We start from the raw sequence: 19,531 nt of genomic DNA, 5'->3' as shown, positions 1-19,531 counted from the left end.
CGCACGACGGGGTGGGCACGGCTGGCAGGACCGGGAGCACGGCTGGGGCGCAGGACCGGGGGCACGGCCGCGACGCAGGACCGGGGGCGGAGCTGGGGTGCAGGGCCGGCGGCACGGCTGGGGAACACGATCGCTGGGCACACAGCGGCCGGGGCCACGGCCGCCGCGGGCACGGTGGCCTGGGACAACGATGGCGGGTGGGAGTGGGCGGTTTGGGGTGTGTGGGGTGGGGACGACTGTGGGCCTGGCAGGCTGCTCAGGGTGTGCCGGCCGAGTCGGGCGGTGGGGAGTTCTGGTCTACGGGGAGACTTGGGGACCGGGTGGTGGGCTGAGGAGTTGTTTTGCTGGTTTTTGTGGTGTTGGTCTTTCTTGTCGTTGTGCTCATTCACTTTTATCTCTGGAAGCGGCTGCTGAAAGATCCAGTTCGATCTCCTCGGGCTCGGCGGGTCGGCGCGTTCGTTGCGGTGGGGCTTGCGGCGCTGGTTCCGGCGACCCTCATTGGGACTCGGACTGGTTACGCTCCGTGGCTGGCATGGCCGGGGTACCTGTGGCTGGCACTGATGTTCTATCTGCTCGTCGTGCTTATTCCGCTCGAGATCCCGCGCGCGGGCGTATTGCTGTTCTGGAAGAGCCGTTCGCGCACAGCGGGAATTGCACAGAATGAAGCTCAAAGTGACGGTGTCACTACGCAAAGCGAGACACCCGCAACGGAGAACGCGAACGGGGTAGAGCGGCGGCTTGTGCTGGCTCGCGGGGCGGCAATCTTTGCCGGACTTACCGCGGCCGGGATCACCGGATATGGGATGAAGACGGCGCTTGGCGGGCCGACTCTCGATCGGTTCACCATGCCGCTGGCAAAACTTCCGCGGAGCATGGACGGGACGCGCCTTGCCGTGGTGTCCGACATCCACCTCGGGCCGCTCACCGGAACCCGGCATGCGGGGCGCATCGTCGACCTGATCAATTCAGTGGATGCGGACGTCGTCTGTGTCGTCGGCGACCTGGTCGACGGCACGGTTGCGGAGCTCGGGCGGTTCGCGGCGCCACTGGCCGACATCAAGTCGCGGCACGGGGCGTTCTTCGTGACGGGCAATCACGAGTACTACTCGGGCTATGAACCCTGGCTGGAGGAGTTGACCCGGCTGGGCGTGCGGTCGCTCCGCAACGAACGGGTCGAGATCAACGGGCTCGACCTGGCGGGCGTCAACGACCTCGGGGGTGCCGCGCACGGTGACGGGCCGGACTTCGCCAAGGCGCTCGGCGACCGGGACACCGCTCGGCCGGTCGTGCTGATGGCGCACCAGCCGGTGGCCGCTCACCAGGCCGCCCCGTTCGGGGTCGATCTCCAAGTTTCCGGGCACACCCATGGCGGGCAGATGGCACCCTTCAATCTGCTGGTCGGCCTGCAGCAGCCGGTGACGTCCGGGTTCGGCGACGTCGACGGTGTGCCGGTCTACGTGACCAACGGTGCCGGCTTCTGGGGCCCACCGGTTCGGGTCGGGGCGCCACCACAGGTCACGGTTGTCGAACTCCGGACGAGGTAGCGAAACCAGGTATCAAGATCCGTAAGTTTGTCAGCGCGTGGCGATTGGTAACGGCACCGGAGGGCGTGACAGGATGCAGCGCGTGCCCTCGGACAACGCAGGGTCCTCGGACGCCGCGGACACATACGTCGCGGACCTGCACATCCACTCCCGGTTCTCGCGTGCCTGCTCCCGCGATCTGACGCTGCCCAACCTGGCCTGGTGGGCGCGCCGCAAGGGCATCGCGCTGCTCGGCACCGGCGACTTCACGCACCCGGCCTGGTTCGACCACCTGCGGGAAAGCCTGGTCGACGACGCCAACGGCCTGTTCAGCCTCAAGGCCGACGAGGCGACCGAGGTCACCCGACGGCTGCCGGGGTCGCTGCAGGCCACCAGGGCCGCGAAGTTCATGCTCAGCGTCGAGATCTCGACGATCTACAAGCGGGACGACCGCACCCGCAAAGTCCACCACCTGATCTACATGCCGGACTTCGCCGCGGCGACGAAGTTCAACACGGCACTCGGCCGGATCGGCAACCTCACCGCGGACGGCCGCCCCATCCTCGGCCTGGACTCGCGTGACCTGCTGGAAATCACCCTCGACGCGGGCGGCTATCTGATCCCGGCGCACATCTGGACGCCGTGGTTCTCGGCCCTGGGCTCGAAATCCGGGTTCGACGCGATCGCCGACTGCTACGCCGATCTGGCCGACCATGTCACGGCGGTGGAGACCGGCCTGTCCTCCGACCCCGCGATGAACTGGCGAGTGTCCAGTCTGGACCGCTACCGCCTGGTCTCGAACTCGGACGCCCATTCGCCGGCGGCGCTGGCCCGGGAGGCGACGCTGTTCACCGGCGAGCCGGACTACGCCGCGGTCCGGGACGGCCGGAACCTCGCCGGGACGCTGGAGTTCTTCCCGGAAGAGGGCAAATACCACGCGGACGGCCACCGGGCGTGTGGCGTGAACTGGGAGCCGCAGCGCACCCGGGACGCCGGCGGCCGCTGTCCCGAGTGCGGCAAGCCGCTGACGGTGGGCGTGCTGAGCCGGGTCGAGGATCTTGCCGACCGGCCGGAACAATTCGTCCGCGAAGGTCAGCACGTCGAGCATCTGATCCAGTTGCACGAGGTCCTGGGCGAGATCAACGGCGTCGGCCCGAAGTCGAAGACGGTCGAGGCGCAGCTCAACCACCTGGTCGCGACGCTCGGCGCGGAGCTGGACATCCTCCGCAAGGTGCCGCTCGACGAGATCGGGCAGGCCGGCGGCGACGACCTCCGCGAGGCGATCACCCGCCTGCGCAGAGGAACGGTGCGGCGCATCCCCGGCTATGACGGGGAGTACGGCGTGATCACCCTGTTCGAGCCCGGCGAGCTGCGCAACAAGACGACGGCGCCGCAGGTCGAGACCCTGTTCGACATTCCGGCCTTCGACGTGCCTCAGCAACGCAAGCCGGAGAGATCCGCCAAGCCCAGCAAAGCCGCCAAAGAGGCCAAGAACGCGGCGGAACAGAAGCCGCCACCCCTTCCCGCGCCGGTCAGCCCGCACGAGCCGTTCGAGCCGATGCTCGCCGGCATGGAGGAGGTCGGCACCGGCCTGCTCGATCGCCTCGACGCCATGCAGCGGGTGGCGGCGAGCGCGCCCGGCGGTCCTCTCCTGATCGTGGCCGGGCCGGGCACCGGCAAGACCCGCACCCTGACCCACCGCATCGCCTACCTGTGCGCTGAGCTGGGCGTCTTCGCGCACCGCTGCCTTGCCATCACCTTCACCCGCCGGGCCGCGGCCGAGCTCAAGGAACGCCTCGACACCCTGCTCGGTGACGTCGCCGAGGACATCACGGTCGGCACGTTCCACTCGATCGGCCTGTCGATCCTCAAGGACAACGCCAAGGCGGCCGGCCTGGGCGCCAACTGGCGCATCGCCGACGACCACGAGGTGGCCGAGGCCCGCGACCAGGCCGGCGACGACGATCTCAGTTATCAGAAGCTGCTCCGCCAGCAGGACCTCGTCGACCTGGACGACCTGATCGAGCTGCCGGTCCAGATCCTGCGCGAAGAGCCGGCCCTGGTCGAGAAATACCGCAAGCAGTGGCAGTGGATCTTCGTGGACGAGTACCAGGACGTCGACGACGTCCAGTACGAGCTGCTGCGCCTGCTCAGCCCGGCGGACGGCAACCTGTGCGCGATCGGCGACCCGGACCAGGCGATCTACTCGTTCCGCGGCGCCGACGTGAAGTACTTCCTGCGCTTCAACGAGGATTTCGTCGACGCCCGGCTGGTGCGCCTGACCCGTAACTACCGGTCGAGCGCCCCGATCCTGGCCGCCGCCGTGCAGGCGATCACACCGAGTTCGCTGGTCAGCGGCCGGCGGCTCGACCCGGCCCGGCTCGACCCGGAGGCCCCCCTGGTGGGCCGCTATTCGGCCGGGAGCGTGGCCGACGAGGCCGACTTCGTGGTCCGCACCGTCGACGAGCTGGTCGGCGGCCTCTCGCACCGGTCTCTCGACTCGGGTCGGGTCGACTCGCGGGCGACCGCTATGGGCGCGCTGTCCTTCTCGGACATCGCGGTGCTCTATCGCACCGACGCGCAGTCCGGTCCGATCATGGAGGCCCTGTCCCGGGCCGGTGTGCCGGTGCAGAAGCGCTCGCACAACCGGCTCCGCGACCGCGCCGGTGTGCAGGTCATCGCCCGTGAACTGCGGCACGCGCGCGGCCTCAGCGGTTCGCTCGCGGCCCGGGTCAAGCTGACCGCGCAGGTGCTGGCCCAGCGCTTCGCGGCCCCCACGCTCGACTCCGAGCAGCTGTCCCCCGAGGACATCTGGACGGCTGCGGACCTGCTCATGCCGCTGGCTCACCGCACCGGCGACGACCTGCCGGCGCTGCTCCAGGCGATCGAGACGGGCGCCGAGGTGGACGCGCTGGATCCGCGGGCGGAAGCGGTGAACATGCTGACCCTGCACGCGGCCAAGGGCCTCGAGTTCCCGGTGGTCTTCCTGGTCGGCTGCGAGGACGGCCTGCTGCCGCTGCGCTGGCCGGGCAGCCGGTCGAGCGACGACGAGATCGCCGAGGAGCGCCGGCTGTTCTTCGTCGGCCTGACCCGCGCGCAGGACCGCCTCTACGTGAGCCATTCGGCGCGACGGTTCCGGCACGGCAGCGAACGCGAGCAGAGCCCCACGCCGTTCCTCGACGCGATCGATTCCGGACTTTTCGAGCGCCTCGGCGACACGGTCCCGGCCCGGCCGAAGGATCGCCAGCTAAGACTGCTGTAACGCCAGTCCGGCCAGCGCGCCGAGCAGCAGCGCCGGCCCGAAGGCGAAGGGTCCGCGACGACCGCTGACCAGGCGGAACAGCGCGGCCGATCCACCGATCAGATGCGGCGCGAGCAGACCGACGATCAGCGCCGGCGCGCCGGCGAACCCCAGGATCAGGGCGAGCACGGCGGCCAGCTTCACGTCACCGAGCCCGAGACCACCGAGCAAGAACAAGATTGTGTACGCGATGAGCACCGCGACCGCCGCCACCAGCGAGACGCCGATCTGCCCCGGGCGAAGCACCGCCAACGGCCCCGCCGCCGTCACCGCCAGCGCCCCGACCAGCGGATCCGGCAGTCGCAGGCAGCGTAGGTCGATCATCGCGAGCAGCAGCCCGGGAACGGCCGCGAGCAGGTAGGCCGGCAGTTCCGGGACCGGTCCGAGGGTGGCTGCCAGAACCCCGGCCACCATCCCGCCGGCGATCACCGGCCGCCCGTACGCGTCGGAGCAGGAACACGCCGCCCCCACCCGTACCCAACTGGGCAAGCCTGCTCCGAACGGCCGCAAGCAGTCCGCACAGCCGGCGCGAGGCGGATCGGCGAAGCCGACGGCGAGCCGGTGGGCGAGGCGCGGCAGGAAGGCCGCGGAGGCCGCACCGAACACGACCGCCAAGATCACTAGGGGTGATGACACGACAGTGGACCGTATCGGTAGCGGGTACGCGGCGGCCGTCGTGTTGCCGACACCAGCGGCGATTCCGTGCGGGTTCGGGCTGCCCTCGCACGCTACGGTGGCAGGCAGCGCTGGACCGCATCCGGAGGAAACCCCATGTCGCAGAACGGCCCGCACTCCGGCCCGCCGTGGTCGCACGGGAGCTCAGACGAGCCGTATGCGGAGCCCGCCGACCCGTGGGGGGAGCAGAACGCACCCGACCAGTCGTGGGGCGGGCATCCGCCGTCGATCCCGCAGCAGCCGGTTTCGTCGTCCTATCAGTACGCGATGCCGTCCGATGCCGCCCCGCCGGTGTGGGAGCAGACCTCGCCGCCGTCCCGGTCCAGACGGAACACCCCGATCATCGCCCTGGTGGTGACGCTGGGCCTGCTCATCTGCGTCGGTCTGGGCACGACGGCATGGCTGCTGAAGACCCGTAACGACAAGCCGACGGCGAGCGCCTCGCCGTCCAACGCCGCCGCTGTGCCCGGCCCCGCCCCGAAGGGCAGCGAGGACGCCCGCTTCAACGTGAAGAAGAACGACTGCGTCGTCAACGAGGGCACCGACGATGTCCCGGAGATGAAGTCGACGGCCTGCGTCTCCGGCACCTACAAGGTGTTGGAGCGGATCAACGGCAAGACCACGGGGGAGAAGGACGCCGAGGGCAAGTGCGCCAAGGTGTCCGGCTACACGAAGTGGTATTTCTACGACAGCGACCTTGACGACCTGGACTTCGTGCTCTGCCTGAAGGAGCAGAAGTCCTGACCCTAGGCCACTCTAGCTCGTTCTAGGAACGACGCTAGATAGCAGTAGATCCACCACGAGAGCTTTCTATCGTCATGTCTAGCGTTTTAGCTAGATGACCCGATACGGTGCTATCCGTGGATCCGGTGCGGAATCCCTACGCGCCCGGCGCCGGTCAGCGACCGCCCGAGCTGGCCGGTCGTGGCCGTGAGCTCGACGCGTTCGACGTCGTCCTCGAGCGCGTCGCCCGTGGCCGCCCCGAGCGCAGCCTGGTCCTGACCGGCCTGCGCGGGGTCGGCAAGACGGTCCTGCTCAACACCCTGCGCTCGGCGGCGATCGGTCGTCTCTGGGGCACCGGCAAGATCGAGGCCCGGCCCGACCAGTCGCTGCGCCGCCCGGTCTCGGCCGCCCTGCACATGGCCATCCGCGAGCTGGCGCCGCACCATCGCAACCCCGATCGGGTCGACGAGGTGCTGGGCGTGCTCAAGGCGTTCGCGCTGCGGGCCAACGACCCCAACGGCAAGATCCGCGACCGGTGGGCGCCCGGCATCGACGTGCCGCCGGCACGGGGCCGGGCCGACTCCGGCGACATCGAGATCGACCTGGTCGAGCTGTTCACCGACGCCGCCTCGCTCGCCACCGACGTGGGCACCGGCATCGCCCTGTTCATCGACGAGATGCAGGACCTGGGTCCGGCCGACGTGTCCGCGCTGTGCGCCGCCTGCCACGAGTTATCGCAGCTCGGAGCACCGTTGATCGTGGTCGGTGCGGGCCTGCCACACCTTCCCGCGGTCCTGTCCGCGGCCAAGTCCTACTCCGAGCGCCTCTTCCGCTACCAGCGGATCGACCGTCTCGACCGGGTCGCCGCCGACCTGGCGCTGTGCGCTCCGGCCGCCCGCGAGGGAGTGGAATACGAGGCCAAGGCCCTCGACCTGCTCTACGAGAAGTCCGGTGGTTATCCCTATTTCGTGCAGGCCTACGGCAAGGCCACCTGGGATCACGCGCCGCAGTCCCCGGTGACCGACGCCGACGTGCGGGTGGCCGCCCCCGAAGCCGAGACCGAGCTGGCGGTGGGCTTCTTCGGCTCCCGCTTCGAGCGGGCCACCCCGGCCGAGCGGGAATACATGCGGGCCATGGCGGTCCTCTCCGGCGAGCCGGACAACGACATGGACGCCGCCGTGCCGACCGCGGAGATCGCCACCGCGCTCGGCCGCAAGCCGGCCAGCCTCTCGCCGGCCCGGGACGCCCTGATCAAAAAGGGCCTCATCTATTCGGGCGAACGGGGCACGGTGGCCTTCACCGTGCCGCACTTCGGCCGATACCTGCGCACCCAGCCGGTCTAAGGCCCCGACAAGGGGTATAACCAGAATCATGAAGCCGGTACGCACCGCCGCCCGTGCCCTGCTCGCCTCGGTCTTCGTGGTCAGCGGGGTCCGTGTCCTGATGAATCCAGGCGAGAAACGGGTCGAGTTGGCCCGCGGCGTCACCGACAAGGTGACGCCTCTGCTGGAAAAGATCGATCCGCGCATCCCGAGCGACGCCCGCACCCTCGTGCGGATCAAGGCCGCCTCCGACGTGGTGGCGGGCCTGGCGCTGGCCACCGGACGACTGACCCGGCCGGCCGCCGCCGTGCTCGCGGCCGGTCTGGTGCCGACCACGATCGCCGGACACTCGTTCTGGAGCTACGACAAGCCCGAGCGCGCCGCTCAGGAGATCCACTTCCTCAAGAACATCTCGCTGCTCGGTGGTCTGCTGCTCGCCGCGGTCGACACCGAGGGGCGCCCGGGCCTGGCCTACCGCACCAGCCACGCCGCTTCCCGGTCGAAGCGCGAGGTGAAGCGCGCGGTCAAGACGGCCAAGCGGGAGGCCAAGATCGCCGCGATCTCCGCCGCGGCGGCCCGCCGGCTGCCCGGATGACAACCTTGTCGCGATCTCCGCGTTAAAGCCTCGAGGGGCCGCTTTCAAGCTCGCGTGCCTGCCAGGGACGAGAGCGACGGGGGTCGCGGCATGCGTAGGGCCGTTCTGATCACGCTGGGGTGCTTCGCCGCCGGCTTGCTGTTTGCCTGTCAATTCCAGCGGTACGGGCTGAGCACCGCCGCCGTCGACCGCTCGGCCGTGCACGACTGGCTGAGCGGGGAGGCGCTCTACCCCGGCCGGGTCGGCACCGTCCTGACCCCGCCGGCCGCGCTCCTGTTGACACCGGTCGCGGTGCTGCCGCTGCCGGTGGTGGGCTGGCTGCTCGCCCTGGCCGGGGTGGGCGCCCTGGTGCTGGCCCTGATCGCGCTGGTCGGCCCGGTCGCGCGCCGCTACGGCCGGGCGCGTGGCCCGGCCGTGGCGACCGCCGTGGTGCTGGCCCTGCTGACCGAGCCGGTACGCGCGACGCTCGGCCTCGGCTCCCTGGACCTCATCGTGTTCGGCCTGACCGCGGCGGACGTGGTGGCCCTGCGCAGGTCGGCCTGGGCGCGCAGCCGGGCGGCGTGGTGGCCGGGCCCGCCGGCATCCCGGCCCGGACGTCTTCGCGGCTGGTCGGACCTCCTGCGCCGGTCCTGGGCGACCGGGGCATGGGCGGGGGTCGGGGTCGGGGTGGCGACCGCCCTCACGATCAGCCCGCTGCTGTTCGTCGTCTACTTGGCGGTGAGCCGGCAGTGGCGGGCGGCGGTGACGGCCACCGCCACCAGCGCGTCGATGTTCGCCGCGGCGGTGTTGATCGCGCCCGGGGCGATCGCCACCTGGTTCCGGTCGGTGCTGCCGAAACTCGACCGGGCCGGGCCGCTCGACGCGCTCGACAACCAGTCGCTGGCCGGCATGCTGGCCCGCCTCTACGACTCGGCCGGCGTACCGGTGCTGATCTGGCTGTCGTTCGCCGGGCTCCTGGTGGCGGTCGGCATGATCCGGGCCCGCTCGGCGCACACCGACGGCGACGAGATCGCGGCGTTCACCGTCGTCGGGCTGACCTCGGCGGCGGTCGGGCCGATAAGCCGCATCCACGAGCTGGTGTGGGTGCTGCCGGCGATCTTGATCCTGGTGGACGCGGCGGCCCGGCGACGGGTGACGGTACGGCGGTTCCGCCCCGAGTGGTTCCCCGGTGCACGGTTCGCGATCTCGGGAGTCGTCGTCTACGCGCTCTTCGTGGTGGGTCCACGGTGGACGGCAGGCTGGAACGCGTACCTCATCGCCTTGATCTTGCTGCTCAACGCCGTGCCGTGGCGTCCCGGCGTGGCCCCGGCCGTGCCGACCCGGCGGCACCCGCAGCCGACGGCCCGCCGCGCCCCCGCCATTCCCGGACCTAGGGGCAGTTGACCCATTCCTCGGTGCCGTCGGTGAAGACCTGTCGCTTCCAGATCGGCAGGCGGTCCTTCACCTCGTCGACGGCCCGTGCGCACGCCGCGAACGCCGCCTTGCGATGGGCCGTGCTGACCGCGACCACCAGTGCGACGTCGCCGATCGCCAAGCGGCCGACCCGATGCGAGACCGCGATCGCGTAGACGTCGGGGTCGGCGGCGATCTCGGTCGCCACTTCCCGGAGGATCGCGGCCGCGCTGGGATGGCCCTCGTATTCGAGCCGCGTCACGCCGCGCCCGCCGTCGTGGTCGCGCACCACGCCCTGGAACGTGACGACGGCACCGACCCGGGCCTCGGTCACCGCTTTCTCGTGCGCGGCCAGGTCGAGCGGCGTGTCCCGCACCTCGGCGATGGTGACGACTCCGGTCACGGTCGTTCTCCCGCGATCAGGGGAAGGTGCAGGAACGGGACGAGGTCGCCGGCGGTTGCCCGCATCCCCGGGCGGATGACCAGGAAACCCTGCGCGTTGGACAGCCCGCGCAGCATCGCCGAGCCGGAGTGGCCGACCGGCGTGGCGGAGCGTGCGCCCTGGTCGAGACGAGCCAGCACGAGATGGGTGAAGTCACCTCGGCCGGGCACGTCGGTGGCCGCCTCGACCTGCGCCAACGCCGGCGCCGGGCGGCCCTGCAGCCCGGCCAGCAGCGGCGCGACGAGCGTGATCAGCGCGATGATCGCGGACTGCGGGTTGCCGGGCAGGCCGGCCAGGAAGCGCGGACGCCCGTCCTTACCCGGGACACGGGCCAGCAGCATCGGGAAGCCGGGGCGGACCGCGACGGTGTTCACCAGGTATTCGGCGCCGAGCTCGGCGAGCGCCGGGTGCAGGTGGTCGACCGGGCCGTGCATGGTGCCGCCGGTGGTGCAGACCAGATCGTTGGTCTCGAGAGCGCCGCGCAGCGCGGTGAGGTGGGCCGCCAGCGTGTCCTGGACCGGGCCGGACACCGACTCGGGAGCGACGACCGCGCCGCTGCGGCGCAGCCAGCCCGGAACCTGCGGGCCGAGCGAGTCGCGCACCCGGCCGGCGCCGGGCGGGCCGGCGGTGAGCAGCTCGTCGCCGAAGACGAGCAGACCGGCCCGGGGTTGCGAACGCACACTCAGCACCTCGTAGCCGCAGGTGGCGGCCACCCCGATCACTGCCGGGTCGACAGCCGTGCCGGCCGGCATCAGCTCCTCGTCCTTGTGCGCCTCCTCGCCCGGCAGCCGCCACTCGGGCACCGGGCGGGGGCGGGGCTGACCGGAGACCAGGCCGGCCGCGTCCCGAGTGGACTCCTCGACGCGCACCAGCATCTCGGCACCGGCCGGCACCATCGCACCGGTGGCGATCTCGACGCAGGTGCCGTCCCGCTCCAGCGGGGCCGCCACGCCACCCGCGAGTACCCGGCCGACCGGTTGCCACGGCTGCGGGCCGCGCACCGCCCAGCCGTCGATGCTCGACGTGGGGAACGCGGGCAGGTCGGTGAGCGCGCGCAACGGCTCGGCGAGGGTGCGGCCGTCGGCGTCGGGCAGCGAGACCACCTCGGTCGGGCCGGCGGCTTCGCGACCGGCCGTGTAGGCCAGCGCCCGGGCCTCTTGCCAGTCTGCTGTCACGCCTGAAGCCTATCCGTGGTCGCCGCCGTTGATCTGATCGACCGTGTGTTTCAACAGGGGCCCGAGAACCGCCAGGCCGTCCTTCGCCCCGCCGGTCGAACCGGGCAGGTTGACGATCAGGGTGCGACCGGCCACGCCGGCCAGACCTCGGGACAACGCGGCCGCCGGCACCCGGTCCCGGCTGTACGCGCGGATGGCCTCGGCGATCCCCGGGATCTCGAAATCGAGCAGGCCACGGGTGGCCTCGGGGGTGCGGTCGGTCGGGGTGACACCGGTGCCACCGCTGGTCAGCACGACGTCGACGCGGTCGGCCACGGCCGTCCGCAACGCCTCGGCGACCGGGTCGCCGTCCGGCACCACCACCGGGTCCTCGTCGACCTCGCAGCCGAGCTCCCGCAGGCCGGCCACCAGGCGGGGCCCGCTCGTGTCGGCATAGACGCCGGCGGCCGCGCGGTTGCTCGCGACGATCACGCGGGCCCGCACAGCGCCTCCCCGGGACGGACCCACTCGCCGGTCTTGCCGCCTTCCTTGCGTAGCACCCGGACGCCTTCGACACTCGCGGCCGGGTCCACCGCCTTGATCATGTCGATCATCGCCAGGCCGGCCACCGCCACCGCGGTGAGCGCTTCCATCTCGACACCGGTGCGGTCGGCGGTCCTGGTGGTCGCGATGATCTCGACGGCCGTGTCGGTGACCGTCAGGTCGACCTTGACGCCGTGCAACCCGATCGGATGGCAGAGCGGAATGAGGTCGGGCGTGCGCTTGGCTCCCATGATTCCGGCGAGGCGGGCGACAGCCAGCGCATCGCCCTTGGGCATGCCCTCTCCGCGCAGCAACGCAATCACTTCCGCGGTGGTCACGACGCGACCGGCGGCGACCGCGCGACGGGCAGTGATCGACTTCTCTGAAACGTCAACCATGCGGGCCGCGCCCGTATGGTCGACGTGCGTGAGCAAGGATTCCTCGGGCATACCGGGAGTTTATAGAAGGTTCCTCGAAACTCCGGTTAGGTTATTGGTCGAACGAGAACCACAATTCGTTCATGTACTACAAATGTTCATGATCTAAGCCCTGCTCAGGGCTCCCCGCTGACCAGCGGATAACACAATCGATTAACCAATCCGGAGGGTTATCGAAACTGTACGGAGTGCTACGCAAGGAGTCCTAGCCTCGGACGATTTCAAAGTAGCGGAGAGTTTGGTTCCGGAGACGCCCTGTAACTGGAGTCCGGACGATTCTCGCTTTCTGCGCATACCGACATAAAACGGTTCCCAATGGCTCCAATCATGCATAACGTCTCTCCCGTCGCGACAAACGGAAAGATCCTCGAGGCCTTCCAATCGGTGAGCCTCAAAACCGCGAGGAGTAGACAATGCGAATCAACAACTGGGACTGAGGCAGTGCGCGAACTGGCGCGCATGAATACGCTTGAGACCGGGAACGATCCCGCTGCGCTCGGCGACAGGACGGCACCGTTGCAAAAACGAAGCTCCAACGACGACGCGACCGATCGGCAGCTCCAGCTGCTAATCGGTCTCGTCGTCGTGCTGGCGATCGGCGTGGCGGCGCTCGATGTCCTGCATGCGGTAACCACACGAACCGCCATACCCAATCCGCCGGCGTTGATCCTGATCTACGCGTTCTCGGTGATCTCGTACCGATTCAAGATCGAGATCCGGATCCGCTCCAGCCACAACGGCAGCACCTGGGGCGACGTGCCCATCATGGTGGGCCTCGTGCTCGTCCCCATGCCGTGGGTGGTGCTCTGCGTCATCGCCGGCATGGCCACCGTCCGCATCATCAACCGCGCCGACCCGCTCAAGTCGATCTTCGCGATCGCCAAGGAAGTTCTGGTCATCAGCGCGACCGGGGCCACTTTCCTCGTGCTCGGCACCCGGCCCGGCGTCGACCACCCGAACGCGTCGGTCCTCGCGGTCACCGTCGCCTACCTGGTCCTCTGGCTCGTTGACGACCTTGTGTTCCACCCCGTCATCGCGGTCGCCTCCCGCTCGACCATCGGCAAGGTCTTCCGCAATGACCTCGGCGGTCGCGTCTTCGTCCGGCTCGCCACCCTCGCCACCGTCATCTACATCATCGAGGTGCTGGTCAGCGGCACCAGTCTCTTCCTGCTCGCGTTCGTGCCGGTGCTCGTCGGCTGCGCCCACCTGTGGCGGCTCCGCCGACTGCGCACCCATCAGGAACGCGACTCCTGGCGGCAACTCGCCGACACCACCGACGAGCTCAGCTCGGTCGACCTCAACCAGGTGCTGCACATCGCGGCGGCGCAGGGCACGAAGCTCTTCTCGGCGGGCGAGGTGGAGATCGACCTGACCGCGTCCGGTGTGGACCGGGTGGTGCGGGCCGGCCTCGACGGCGTCTCCTACGACGGGCCGGGGCCGCGCAAGTTCGACGGCGAATCGTCGATCACCACCGAGTTGGAGACCCGGGACCGCAGCTATCACGCGGGCGTGCTCGTGCTCGATTTCGACGGCAAGATCAAGCTCACCGAGTTCGAGCAGTACAAGCTGAAGACATTCGCGTCGGCGCTGTGCACCGCCATTCGCAACGCCGCCGCCTATGCGGAACTGCGACGGATCAGCGAACAGAACGCTTACGACGCCGCGCACGACCCGCTGACCGGCCTGGCCAACCGCCGCGAGCTGTACGAGCGGGCCGACGAATACTTCGCCGGCCGCACCGAGGACGGTGTCGTCGCGCTGCTGCTGATCGACCTCAACCACTTCAAAGAGGTGAACGACACGCTCGGGCACGCGGCCGGTGACGCCGTGCTGCGCGAAGTGGCCCGCCGGCTCGACGACGCCGCCGCCCCCGGCGACCTGGTGGCCCGGCTCGGCGGCGACGAGTTCGCGGTGCTGCTGGTCAACCTGCTCACCCCGGCGCTGGCGACGCACCGCGCCGAGCAGATGCTCAGCGCGCTGGAGACCACCCTCGAGGTCGAGGGCATGCAGATCACCGTCGAGGCGGCCGGCGGCATCGCGCTCGCGCCCGGCAGCGGCGGCATCAACGAGCTGATGCGGCGCGCCGACGTGGCGATGTACCAGGCGAAACGCGCCGGGCAGCAGACCGCGACGTACGCCCACGCCCAGGACACCGCCGACGTCGAGCGCCTCATGCTCGGCGGCGAACTGCAGCGGGCGGTCGCCAAGCATGAGTTCGTGGTCGACTTCCAGCCGATCGTCGACCTCGGCAGCGGCGAGGTGATCGCGGCTGAGGCCCTGGCCCGCTGGCAGCACCCCGAGTACGGCTATCTGACGCCCATGCAGTTCCTCGAGACGGTGGAACGCTCCGGCCAGCTTCCGGCGTTCGCCGACGCCGTGCTCGACCAGGCCCTCGCCGCCTCGGGTGGGTGGCGGGAGGCCGGCTTCGACCTGCCGGTCGCGGTCAACGTGTCGCCGCGCAGCCTGCTCGACCCGCGCTTCCCGGCCACCGTGCTGACCCGGCTCGCCCGCCACGACGTGGCCCCCGAGCGACTCGTCCTGGAACTCGCCGAGACCCTGACGATCAGCCAGCTCGACACCGTCGGCCGCGCCCTCGACGAGCTGCGCGAGGCCGGCGTGCGGCTCGCCCTGGACGACTTCGGCACCGGTGTCTCCCCGCTGTCGGTGCTCTCCCACATCCCGGTCAACCAGCTCAAGATCGACCGGGTCTTCGTCACCTCGGTGGAGACCTCCTCCGAGGCGGCCGCGGTGATCCGTTCCACCGTCGACCTCGCCCGCAGCCTGCACCTCACGGTGATCGCCGAGGGGGTGGAGAGCGAGCCCCAGCGCCTTGCCCTGTGGGAGCTCGGCTGCGTGGCCGGACAGGGCCACCTCTTCGCCCGCCCGATGGCCTCGGCGCGGATGCTCGCCACCCTCCAGCGCGGCTCCGGCGGCCGGCCCGGCGCACTCGCCGCGGCCATGCACGACGCGGGTGCGGTGGTGCGCATGCCACGGCGCCGGCGTTCCTCCGGCGGCGGCCGCTCGGCCGGCTGACCGGCCGGCTCTGACACACTGACCGGCGTGATCAACCTGCTCACGCGCATCGACCGGGCGGGTGGCGGCCGCGTGGCCGACGTTCTGCTGTACGCGTTGTCGGCCGCCTTCGCCTTGGTCACGGCGCTCACCTCGACCCTGCTGCCGCACCGGGCGTGGGGTGCGATCGCCGTGTGGGGGTACGCCGCCGCAGCCGTCGCCGTCTTCTTCGCGCGCCGCACCCTGCTGGTCTGGCTCACCTGGGCGGCCGTGGCGTTGCTGCCCCTGGTTGTCGAGGCGGTGCAGCGGGCAGGCGGGCGCACCGACCGGGCGCAGGAGGAAGTGCTGGTCGTCGAGCGGATGGGTGAACGCCTGCTCCACGACGGCACGCCCTATCTGGGCCGGGAGGCGATCGCGGCGCTGCCCGCCGACGAGCGGCTGATGGCGTACAGCCCGTACCAGCCGGGGATGTCGATCTTCGGTCTTCCGCGGGCCGTCTTCGGCGACTTCTGGTGGACCGACGCGCGGGTCTGGTTCGCCGCCGTGACGGTGGCGGCCCTGGTGCTCGCCGCCCGATGCGTCGGGTCGGCGCCGCGCGCCCTCCAGGCCGCGACCGTCTTCCCGATCTGCGCCCTGACCCTCGCCACCGGCGGTGACGACATCCCGGTGATGGCGCTCTGCCTGCTGGCCCTCACCCTGGCCGCGGCCGACCGCTACGGCTGGGCGGGAGTGGCCGTCGGCGCCGCCGCGGCCGCCAAACTGTTCGCCTTCCCGATCGTGGCGGTCCTGATCGTGCTCGCGGTCGTCAACAGGCGGTGGCGGTCGTTGCTGCCCGGCGCGATCGGGCTGCCGGTCCTGGCACTGATCCCACCGTTCCTGGTCGACGCGGACGCGTTCGTGGAGAACGTGCTGCGTTTCCCGCTCGGCCACGGCGTGGTGACCAGTCCCGCCCAGTCGCCGTTCCCCGGCTACCTGATCGCGCAGCACCTGCCGGCGGGCCGGATCATCGCCGCCGCCCTGCTCGCGGCGGTGGCCCTGGCGATCGGCTACCGCCTGCTGCGGCGTCCTCCGCACACCGCCACGGCCGCCGCGCTGATCTGCGGGTGGGGCCTGTTCGCCGCGATCCTGCTGATGCCGACCACCCGGTTCGGCTATCTGCTCTACCCGGTGGCGTTTCTGGTCTGGGCGCCCGCGCTGATCCATCCCGCCACGCTGCACACACAGGAACCACACAGCCGGACGTCGCCCGGAAGGTGACACAGCCTTGTACCGTCAGTGAGATGCAGATGACCTGTCCGAAGTGTCACGGCGAGATGCGAGTCTACGAACGCAGCGGCGTCACGGTGGATCAATGCACCGAGTGCCGCGGCATCTTCCTCGACCGCGGTGAGCTCGAAAAACTCTTCGACGCCGAGGCGAACTTCAACAGTCGGCAGGCCCCGCCCCGCGCCGCGACGCCGGCCGGTCCGCCGCCCGGTTCCTACGCCCCGCCGCCCCCGCCGCCGCCCACCCACGGTGGTTACGCGCCGCCGCCCCCCGGTTACGGTGCTCCGCAGCCCGGTTACGGCCAGCCGGTCGCGCACGGTTACCCGGCCGCCGCCCCGGCCTACGGGCATCACGGTCACTACCGCCACCACGGTCACTACCGCCACGGACGTCGCAAGGGCTTCCTGCACGACATGTTCGACTGATCGTCAGGGCCACGTCCCGTCGTCGCGCAATCGTTCGGCTGGGCCGTCACCGGTGAGCAGACCGGTGACGGCCTCGTCCACGGTCGCGCCGACGAACCAGTCGCCGGCCTGGTCGAGCACGAAGACCCGGCCCCGCTCGTCGAGCACCACGAGAGCGTCCCCGCCCTCGACCGCCAGCGGGAAGACCGGGGTGTCGATCACCTCGGCGAACTCGGCGAGCGCCCGGTGCTGCCGGGCCGCCGGCATCGGGTCGAAGGTCAACATGCGGATCGCTCGCCGGCGGCCCGGGCCACGGCGGCCGCAGCGCACCCCGCCGAACTCGGCCAGAGCCCGCATCGCGGCCGGGAACGCCGCCATGCCGCTCACCTCCTCGGCCTCCTCGAGCCGGGCGCTCAGTGGCAGCTCCACACCCAGCCAGCCGCCGCCTGCCAGCACCCGCGACACCTCGGGCGGGAAACGATCGCCGCTCGGGCCGTCGAAGCCGTGCTGCCACTCAGCGGTGAACGCCAGCTCCGCCGGCGGAAGCACACCGAGGTCGACCAGCACGGCCAGGCACGTCTCACACGGACGCGCGGAAATACCGGCGTCGGGATCACCCTGATCGCGTACGAGAAAAGCGGTGAGCCGGCCGCCGGCCAATCCCGACCGGCCGACCTCGCGCAGCGCGTCGGAGACCACGACCAGCTCGGCGTGCCGCTCGGCGCCGCGCACCCGGGCCGTCGCCGGCATTCCTGACAGCCGAGCCGCCACCAGCGGGTGGTGGTTGATCTCCTGATCGCCCTTGGCACCCTGGGCCCGGAACGGCCGGCCCGCCACGATCAACTCGGCGGCGGTGGCCGGACTCGGGCGACGACGCGACACCCGGCGCAGCGTGGCCCAGGGGTCGACGGTCGCGGACGGCCGTGGACGATGTTCGCGGTAGAGCTCGGCGATCTCCTCGGACGGGATCGGGGGCCAGGTCGACAGTGCTCCGGTCTCGCGGTCGATCACCGTGCGGGCCCCGTCACCGGGCCGCGGGAGCACATCGGGGGCCGGTCGGGTCCAGATCACCCAGCCGAGATCGAACTCGGCGAGCGCGGGCTCACACCCGTACCCCCGCTGTTCGGCCTCGCCTCGCGCCCAGCGCGCGGCGATGTTCTCGGCCTCACTCCGAGTGATCACTGTAAATGTCCCTCCTTGTGCGGAATGAAGTTACCGGACCTCGCAACGTGACGAACGACCGGTAGAGTCACGACGTTCGATGGGCGGCAACTACCCCGGTCGAGGCCGTGAACCACCGCGTTCACCAGGGGTTTCGCCATCCGTTGGGATCCGAAGTGGACCTTCGGCGGACGGTTCTCGACCCGGGCACGCGGCCGCCTCTCGGCGCATCTATCGGGAAGCTGACAGGGCTGAATCGCGATGAACGACGACGACATCGAGATCGAATACGACGCCGCGTGGCAGGGCGCGCGGCTACTCAGCGCTGCCGGGCGCGAGTTCGGCGCGCAACGTGACGACGTCGGGGTGGCCGCGTCGCCCTGGGGCGCCGACCGGGCGGGGCGGGCTTTCGAGCAGCGCTACCGACCTGTCGAAACCCAGGTGCTGACCGCATGGGAACAACTCGCGGCGTACGTGCAGAGCCTTGGCGAGGCCGCCGCCCGCACCGCACAGGACAATCTGGACGCCGACGTGGCCGCCCGCCGGGAGCGGCCGTGACGCCGCTGCCCGAGCCCATCCCGCACCCGGCCGACCACTGCCCGCTCGACGTGCCGCGCTGGGCGCGCGAGCCACTGAAACGGGTGATCGGCGACGACTGGCCGACCGGCGACGAGGCCGCCACCCGGCAGGTCGCCGACCGGTGGTACGCGGTGGCGTCCGCACTCGACGCGCCGCACGAGGCCGCGTTCGCCGCCGCCGCCCAGATCATGAGCGGCTCCGACAACGCCGACTTCCAGGAGGCCTGGCAGCGTCTGGCCGGTAACTCCGACGCGCCGCTCAACTCCCTGATCGAGATCGCCGGCGAGTTGGGTGCCCTGGTCGAGGAGTGCGGCCGCGACCTGGAAGCCGCCAAGTTGCAGGCCTGGATCGAGCTGGCCGTGTTCCTGACCGACCTGCTCAGCTTGCGGGCACTCGGCGCGTCCTCGCCCGCGGCCGGCGTTCTGATCGAGGCCACCCGGCTGCGGACCCAGCAGATCTTCGACCGGCTGGCCGCCCAGTTGGCTGCCACCCCGCCCTTGGCTGCCACCCAGCCCTTCGCTGCCACCCAGCCCTCGGCTGCCACCCAGCCAGTCGAGGGCGACGCTCGAAGCCGGCCGCCGGCCAGGGCGTCCGCAAGCTCCGAGGCCGACACCCACCGCCTCTTCCCCCCAACCGACATCGCCGCCGCAGCCGCCATCGCCGCCGCCATTCAGCCTGGCCAGCGCCCCGCCGCTGCCACCGCCACCACCCAGCCTGGCCGGCGCGCCGCCGCCGTCCAGCCTGGCCAGCGCCCCGCTGCCACCACCCCGCCTGGCCAGCGCCCCGCTGCCACTACCCCGTCTGGCCAGCGCCCCGCTGCCGCCCCGCCTGGCCAGCGCCCCGCCGCCATCCCAGCTGACCCCAGCCGCGGGGCTGGCTCCGTCGATCAGCGCCGCGCCGCCGCCTCCGCGGCCGAGCGGGGCAGCCGTCCCGCCTCCCCGGCCGAGCGGGGCAGCCGTCCCGCCTCCCCGGCCGAGCGGAGCAACCTTCCCGCCTCCCCGG

General features: G+C 70.9%; 17 protein-coding genes. 11 read left to right on the top strand and 6 right to left on the bottom strand.

Going from position 1 to position 19,531, the window contains the following annotated elements:
- The first annotated feature begins 341 nt into the window (after positions 1-341).
- Together Afe05nite_RS18505 and Afe05nite_RS18500 are read left to right on the top strand one after the other, a co-directional pair.
- Entirely contained in the window at positions 342-1,544 is a 1,203-nt protein-coding gene (locus Afe05nite_RS18505; protein ID WP_239117950.1) for a metallophosphoesterase, read from the top strand.
- A gap of 73 nt (positions 1,545-1,617) precedes the next feature.
- The gene (locus tag Afe05nite_RS18500; protein WP_203818377.1) at positions 1,618-4,785 is read left to right on the top strand and encodes a UvrD-helicase domain-containing protein; all 3,168 of its coding nucleotides are present in this window, start codon (positions 1,618-1,620) and stop codon (positions 4,783-4,785) included.
- On the opposite strand, the gene Afe05nite_RS18495 is transcribed toward Afe05nite_RS18500, so the two are convergent.
- Positions 4,771-5,460, bottom strand: coding sequence for a prepilin peptidase (locus Afe05nite_RS18495; RefSeq protein ID WP_239117948.1), 690 nt, complete (start codon positions 5,458-5,460; stop codon positions 4,771-4,773). The genes Afe05nite_RS18500 and Afe05nite_RS18495 overlap by 15 nt on opposite strands.
- 135 nt (positions 5,461-5,595) lie before the next feature.
- Here Afe05nite_RS18495 and Afe05nite_RS18490 point away from each other — a divergent pair, with 135 nt between their 5' ends.
- The 4 genes from Afe05nite_RS18490 to Afe05nite_RS18475 all read left to right on the top strand — a co-directional run bounded on the left by Afe05nite_RS18490 (position 5,596) and on the right by Afe05nite_RS18475 (position 9,522).
- Positions 5,596-6,243, top strand: a complete 648-nt coding sequence (locus tag Afe05nite_RS18490; RefSeq protein WP_203818376.1) for an LppU/SCO3897 family protein — start codon at positions 5,596-5,598, stop codon at positions 6,241-6,243.
- Between the two features lie 116 nt (positions 6,244-6,359).
- On the top strand, positions 6,360-7,565 hold the full coding sequence (locus Afe05nite_RS18485; protein ID WP_203818375.1) for an ATP-binding protein: 1,206 nt from the start codon (positions 6,360-6,362) through the stop codon (positions 7,563-7,565).
- Positions 7,566-7,593: 28 nt separating this feature from the next.
- The gene (locus Afe05nite_RS18480) at positions 7,594-8,139 is read left to right on the top strand and encodes a DoxX family membrane protein (RefSeq protein ID WP_203818374.1); all 546 of its coding nucleotides are present in this window, start codon (positions 7,594-7,596) and stop codon (positions 8,137-8,139) included.
- A 90-nt stretch (positions 8,140-8,229) separates the two neighbouring features.
- Entirely contained in the window at positions 8,230-9,522 is a 1,293-nt protein-coding gene (locus Afe05nite_RS18475) for a glycosyltransferase 87 family protein (protein ID WP_203818373.1), read from the top strand.
- Here the strand turns inward: Afe05nite_RS18475 and Afe05nite_RS18470 are convergent.
- From Afe05nite_RS18470 to moaC, 4 genes are read right to left on the bottom strand one after another with little or no spacing between them, the layout of a single operon-like run.
- A complete protein-coding gene (locus tag Afe05nite_RS18470) occupies positions 9,509-9,934 on the bottom strand; it encodes a molybdenum cofactor biosynthesis protein MoaE (RefSeq protein WP_203818372.1) in 426 nt (141 codons plus the stop codon). The genes Afe05nite_RS18475 and Afe05nite_RS18470 overlap by 14 nt on opposite strands.
- The gene (locus Afe05nite_RS18465) at positions 9,931-11,148 is read right to left on the bottom strand and encodes a molybdopterin molybdotransferase MoeA (RefSeq protein ID WP_203818371.1); all 1,218 of its coding nucleotides are present in this window, start codon (positions 11,146-11,148) and stop codon (positions 9,931-9,933) included. Before Afe05nite_RS18465 ends, Afe05nite_RS18470 begins: the two co-directional genes overlap by 4 nt.
- A 9-nt stretch (positions 11,149-11,157) precedes the next feature.
- Positions 11,158-11,655, bottom strand: coding sequence for a MogA/MoaB family molybdenum cofactor biosynthesis protein (locus tag Afe05nite_RS18460; RefSeq protein ID WP_203818370.1), 498 nt, complete (start codon positions 11,653-11,655; stop codon positions 11,158-11,160).
- Positions 11,616-12,119: a cyclic pyranopterin monophosphate synthase MoaC gene (moaC, locus tag Afe05nite_RS18455; RefSeq protein WP_203818369.1), complete on the bottom strand. Its 504-nt coding sequence runs from the start codon at positions 12,117-12,119 to the stop codon at positions 11,616-11,618. The genes Afe05nite_RS18460 and moaC overlap by 40 nt, the downstream gene beginning before the upstream one ends.
- A gap of 504 nt (positions 12,120-12,623) precedes the next feature.
- Here moaC and Afe05nite_RS18450 point away from each other — a divergent pair.
- The 3 genes from Afe05nite_RS18450 to Afe05nite_RS18440 are packed head-to-tail and all read left to right on the top strand — an operon-like array spanning position 12,624 to position 16,810.
- Positions 12,624-15,140 carry a putative bifunctional diguanylate cyclase/phosphodiesterase gene (locus Afe05nite_RS18450; protein WP_239117945.1) on the top strand — a complete coding sequence of 839 codons (2,517 nt, stop codon included), beginning with the start codon at positions 12,624-12,626 and terminating at the stop codon, positions 15,138-15,140.
- Positions 15,141-15,167: 27 nt separating this feature from the next.
- Positions 15,168-16,376, top strand: a complete 1,209-nt coding sequence (locus Afe05nite_RS18445; protein WP_203818367.1) for a glycosyltransferase 87 family protein — start codon at positions 15,168-15,170, stop codon at positions 16,374-16,376.
- Between the two features lie 23 nt (positions 16,377-16,399).
- Complete coding sequence (locus tag Afe05nite_RS18440) at positions 16,400-16,810, top strand: TFIIB-type zinc ribbon-containing protein (RefSeq protein ID WP_203818366.1); 411 nt, start codon at positions 16,400-16,402, stop codon at positions 16,808-16,810.
- A gap of 3 nt (positions 16,811-16,813) precedes the next feature.
- On the opposite strand, the gene Afe05nite_RS18435 is transcribed toward Afe05nite_RS18440, so the two are convergent.
- Positions 16,814-17,971: an SUKH-3 domain-containing protein gene (locus Afe05nite_RS18435; RefSeq protein ID WP_203818365.1), complete on the bottom strand. Its 1,158-nt coding sequence runs from the start codon at positions 17,969-17,971 to the stop codon at positions 16,814-16,816.
- A 240-nt stretch (positions 17,972-18,211) separates the two neighbouring features.
- On the opposite strand from Afe05nite_RS18435, the gene Afe05nite_RS18430 reads away from it, so the two are divergent.
- Entirely contained in the window at positions 18,212-18,508 is a 297-nt protein-coding gene (locus tag Afe05nite_RS18430) for a hypothetical protein (RefSeq protein ID WP_203818364.1), read from the top strand.
- Positions 18,505-19,531 (top strand): WXG100-like domain-containing protein (locus Afe05nite_RS18425; protein ID WP_498371343.1); only part of this gene is annotated, 1,027 nt, incomplete at its 3' end. The genes Afe05nite_RS18430 and Afe05nite_RS18425, both read left to right, overlap by 4 nt.

The organism is Paractinoplanes ferrugineus, from assembly GCF_016862195.1.
Classification (GTDB): Bacteria; Actinomycetota; Actinomycetes; order Mycobacteriales; family Micromonosporaceae; genus Actinoplanes; species Actinoplanes ferrugineus.
The sequence above is the reverse complement of the archived record's forward strand: the minus strand, read 5'-3'. Positions and strand labels throughout refer to the sequence as shown.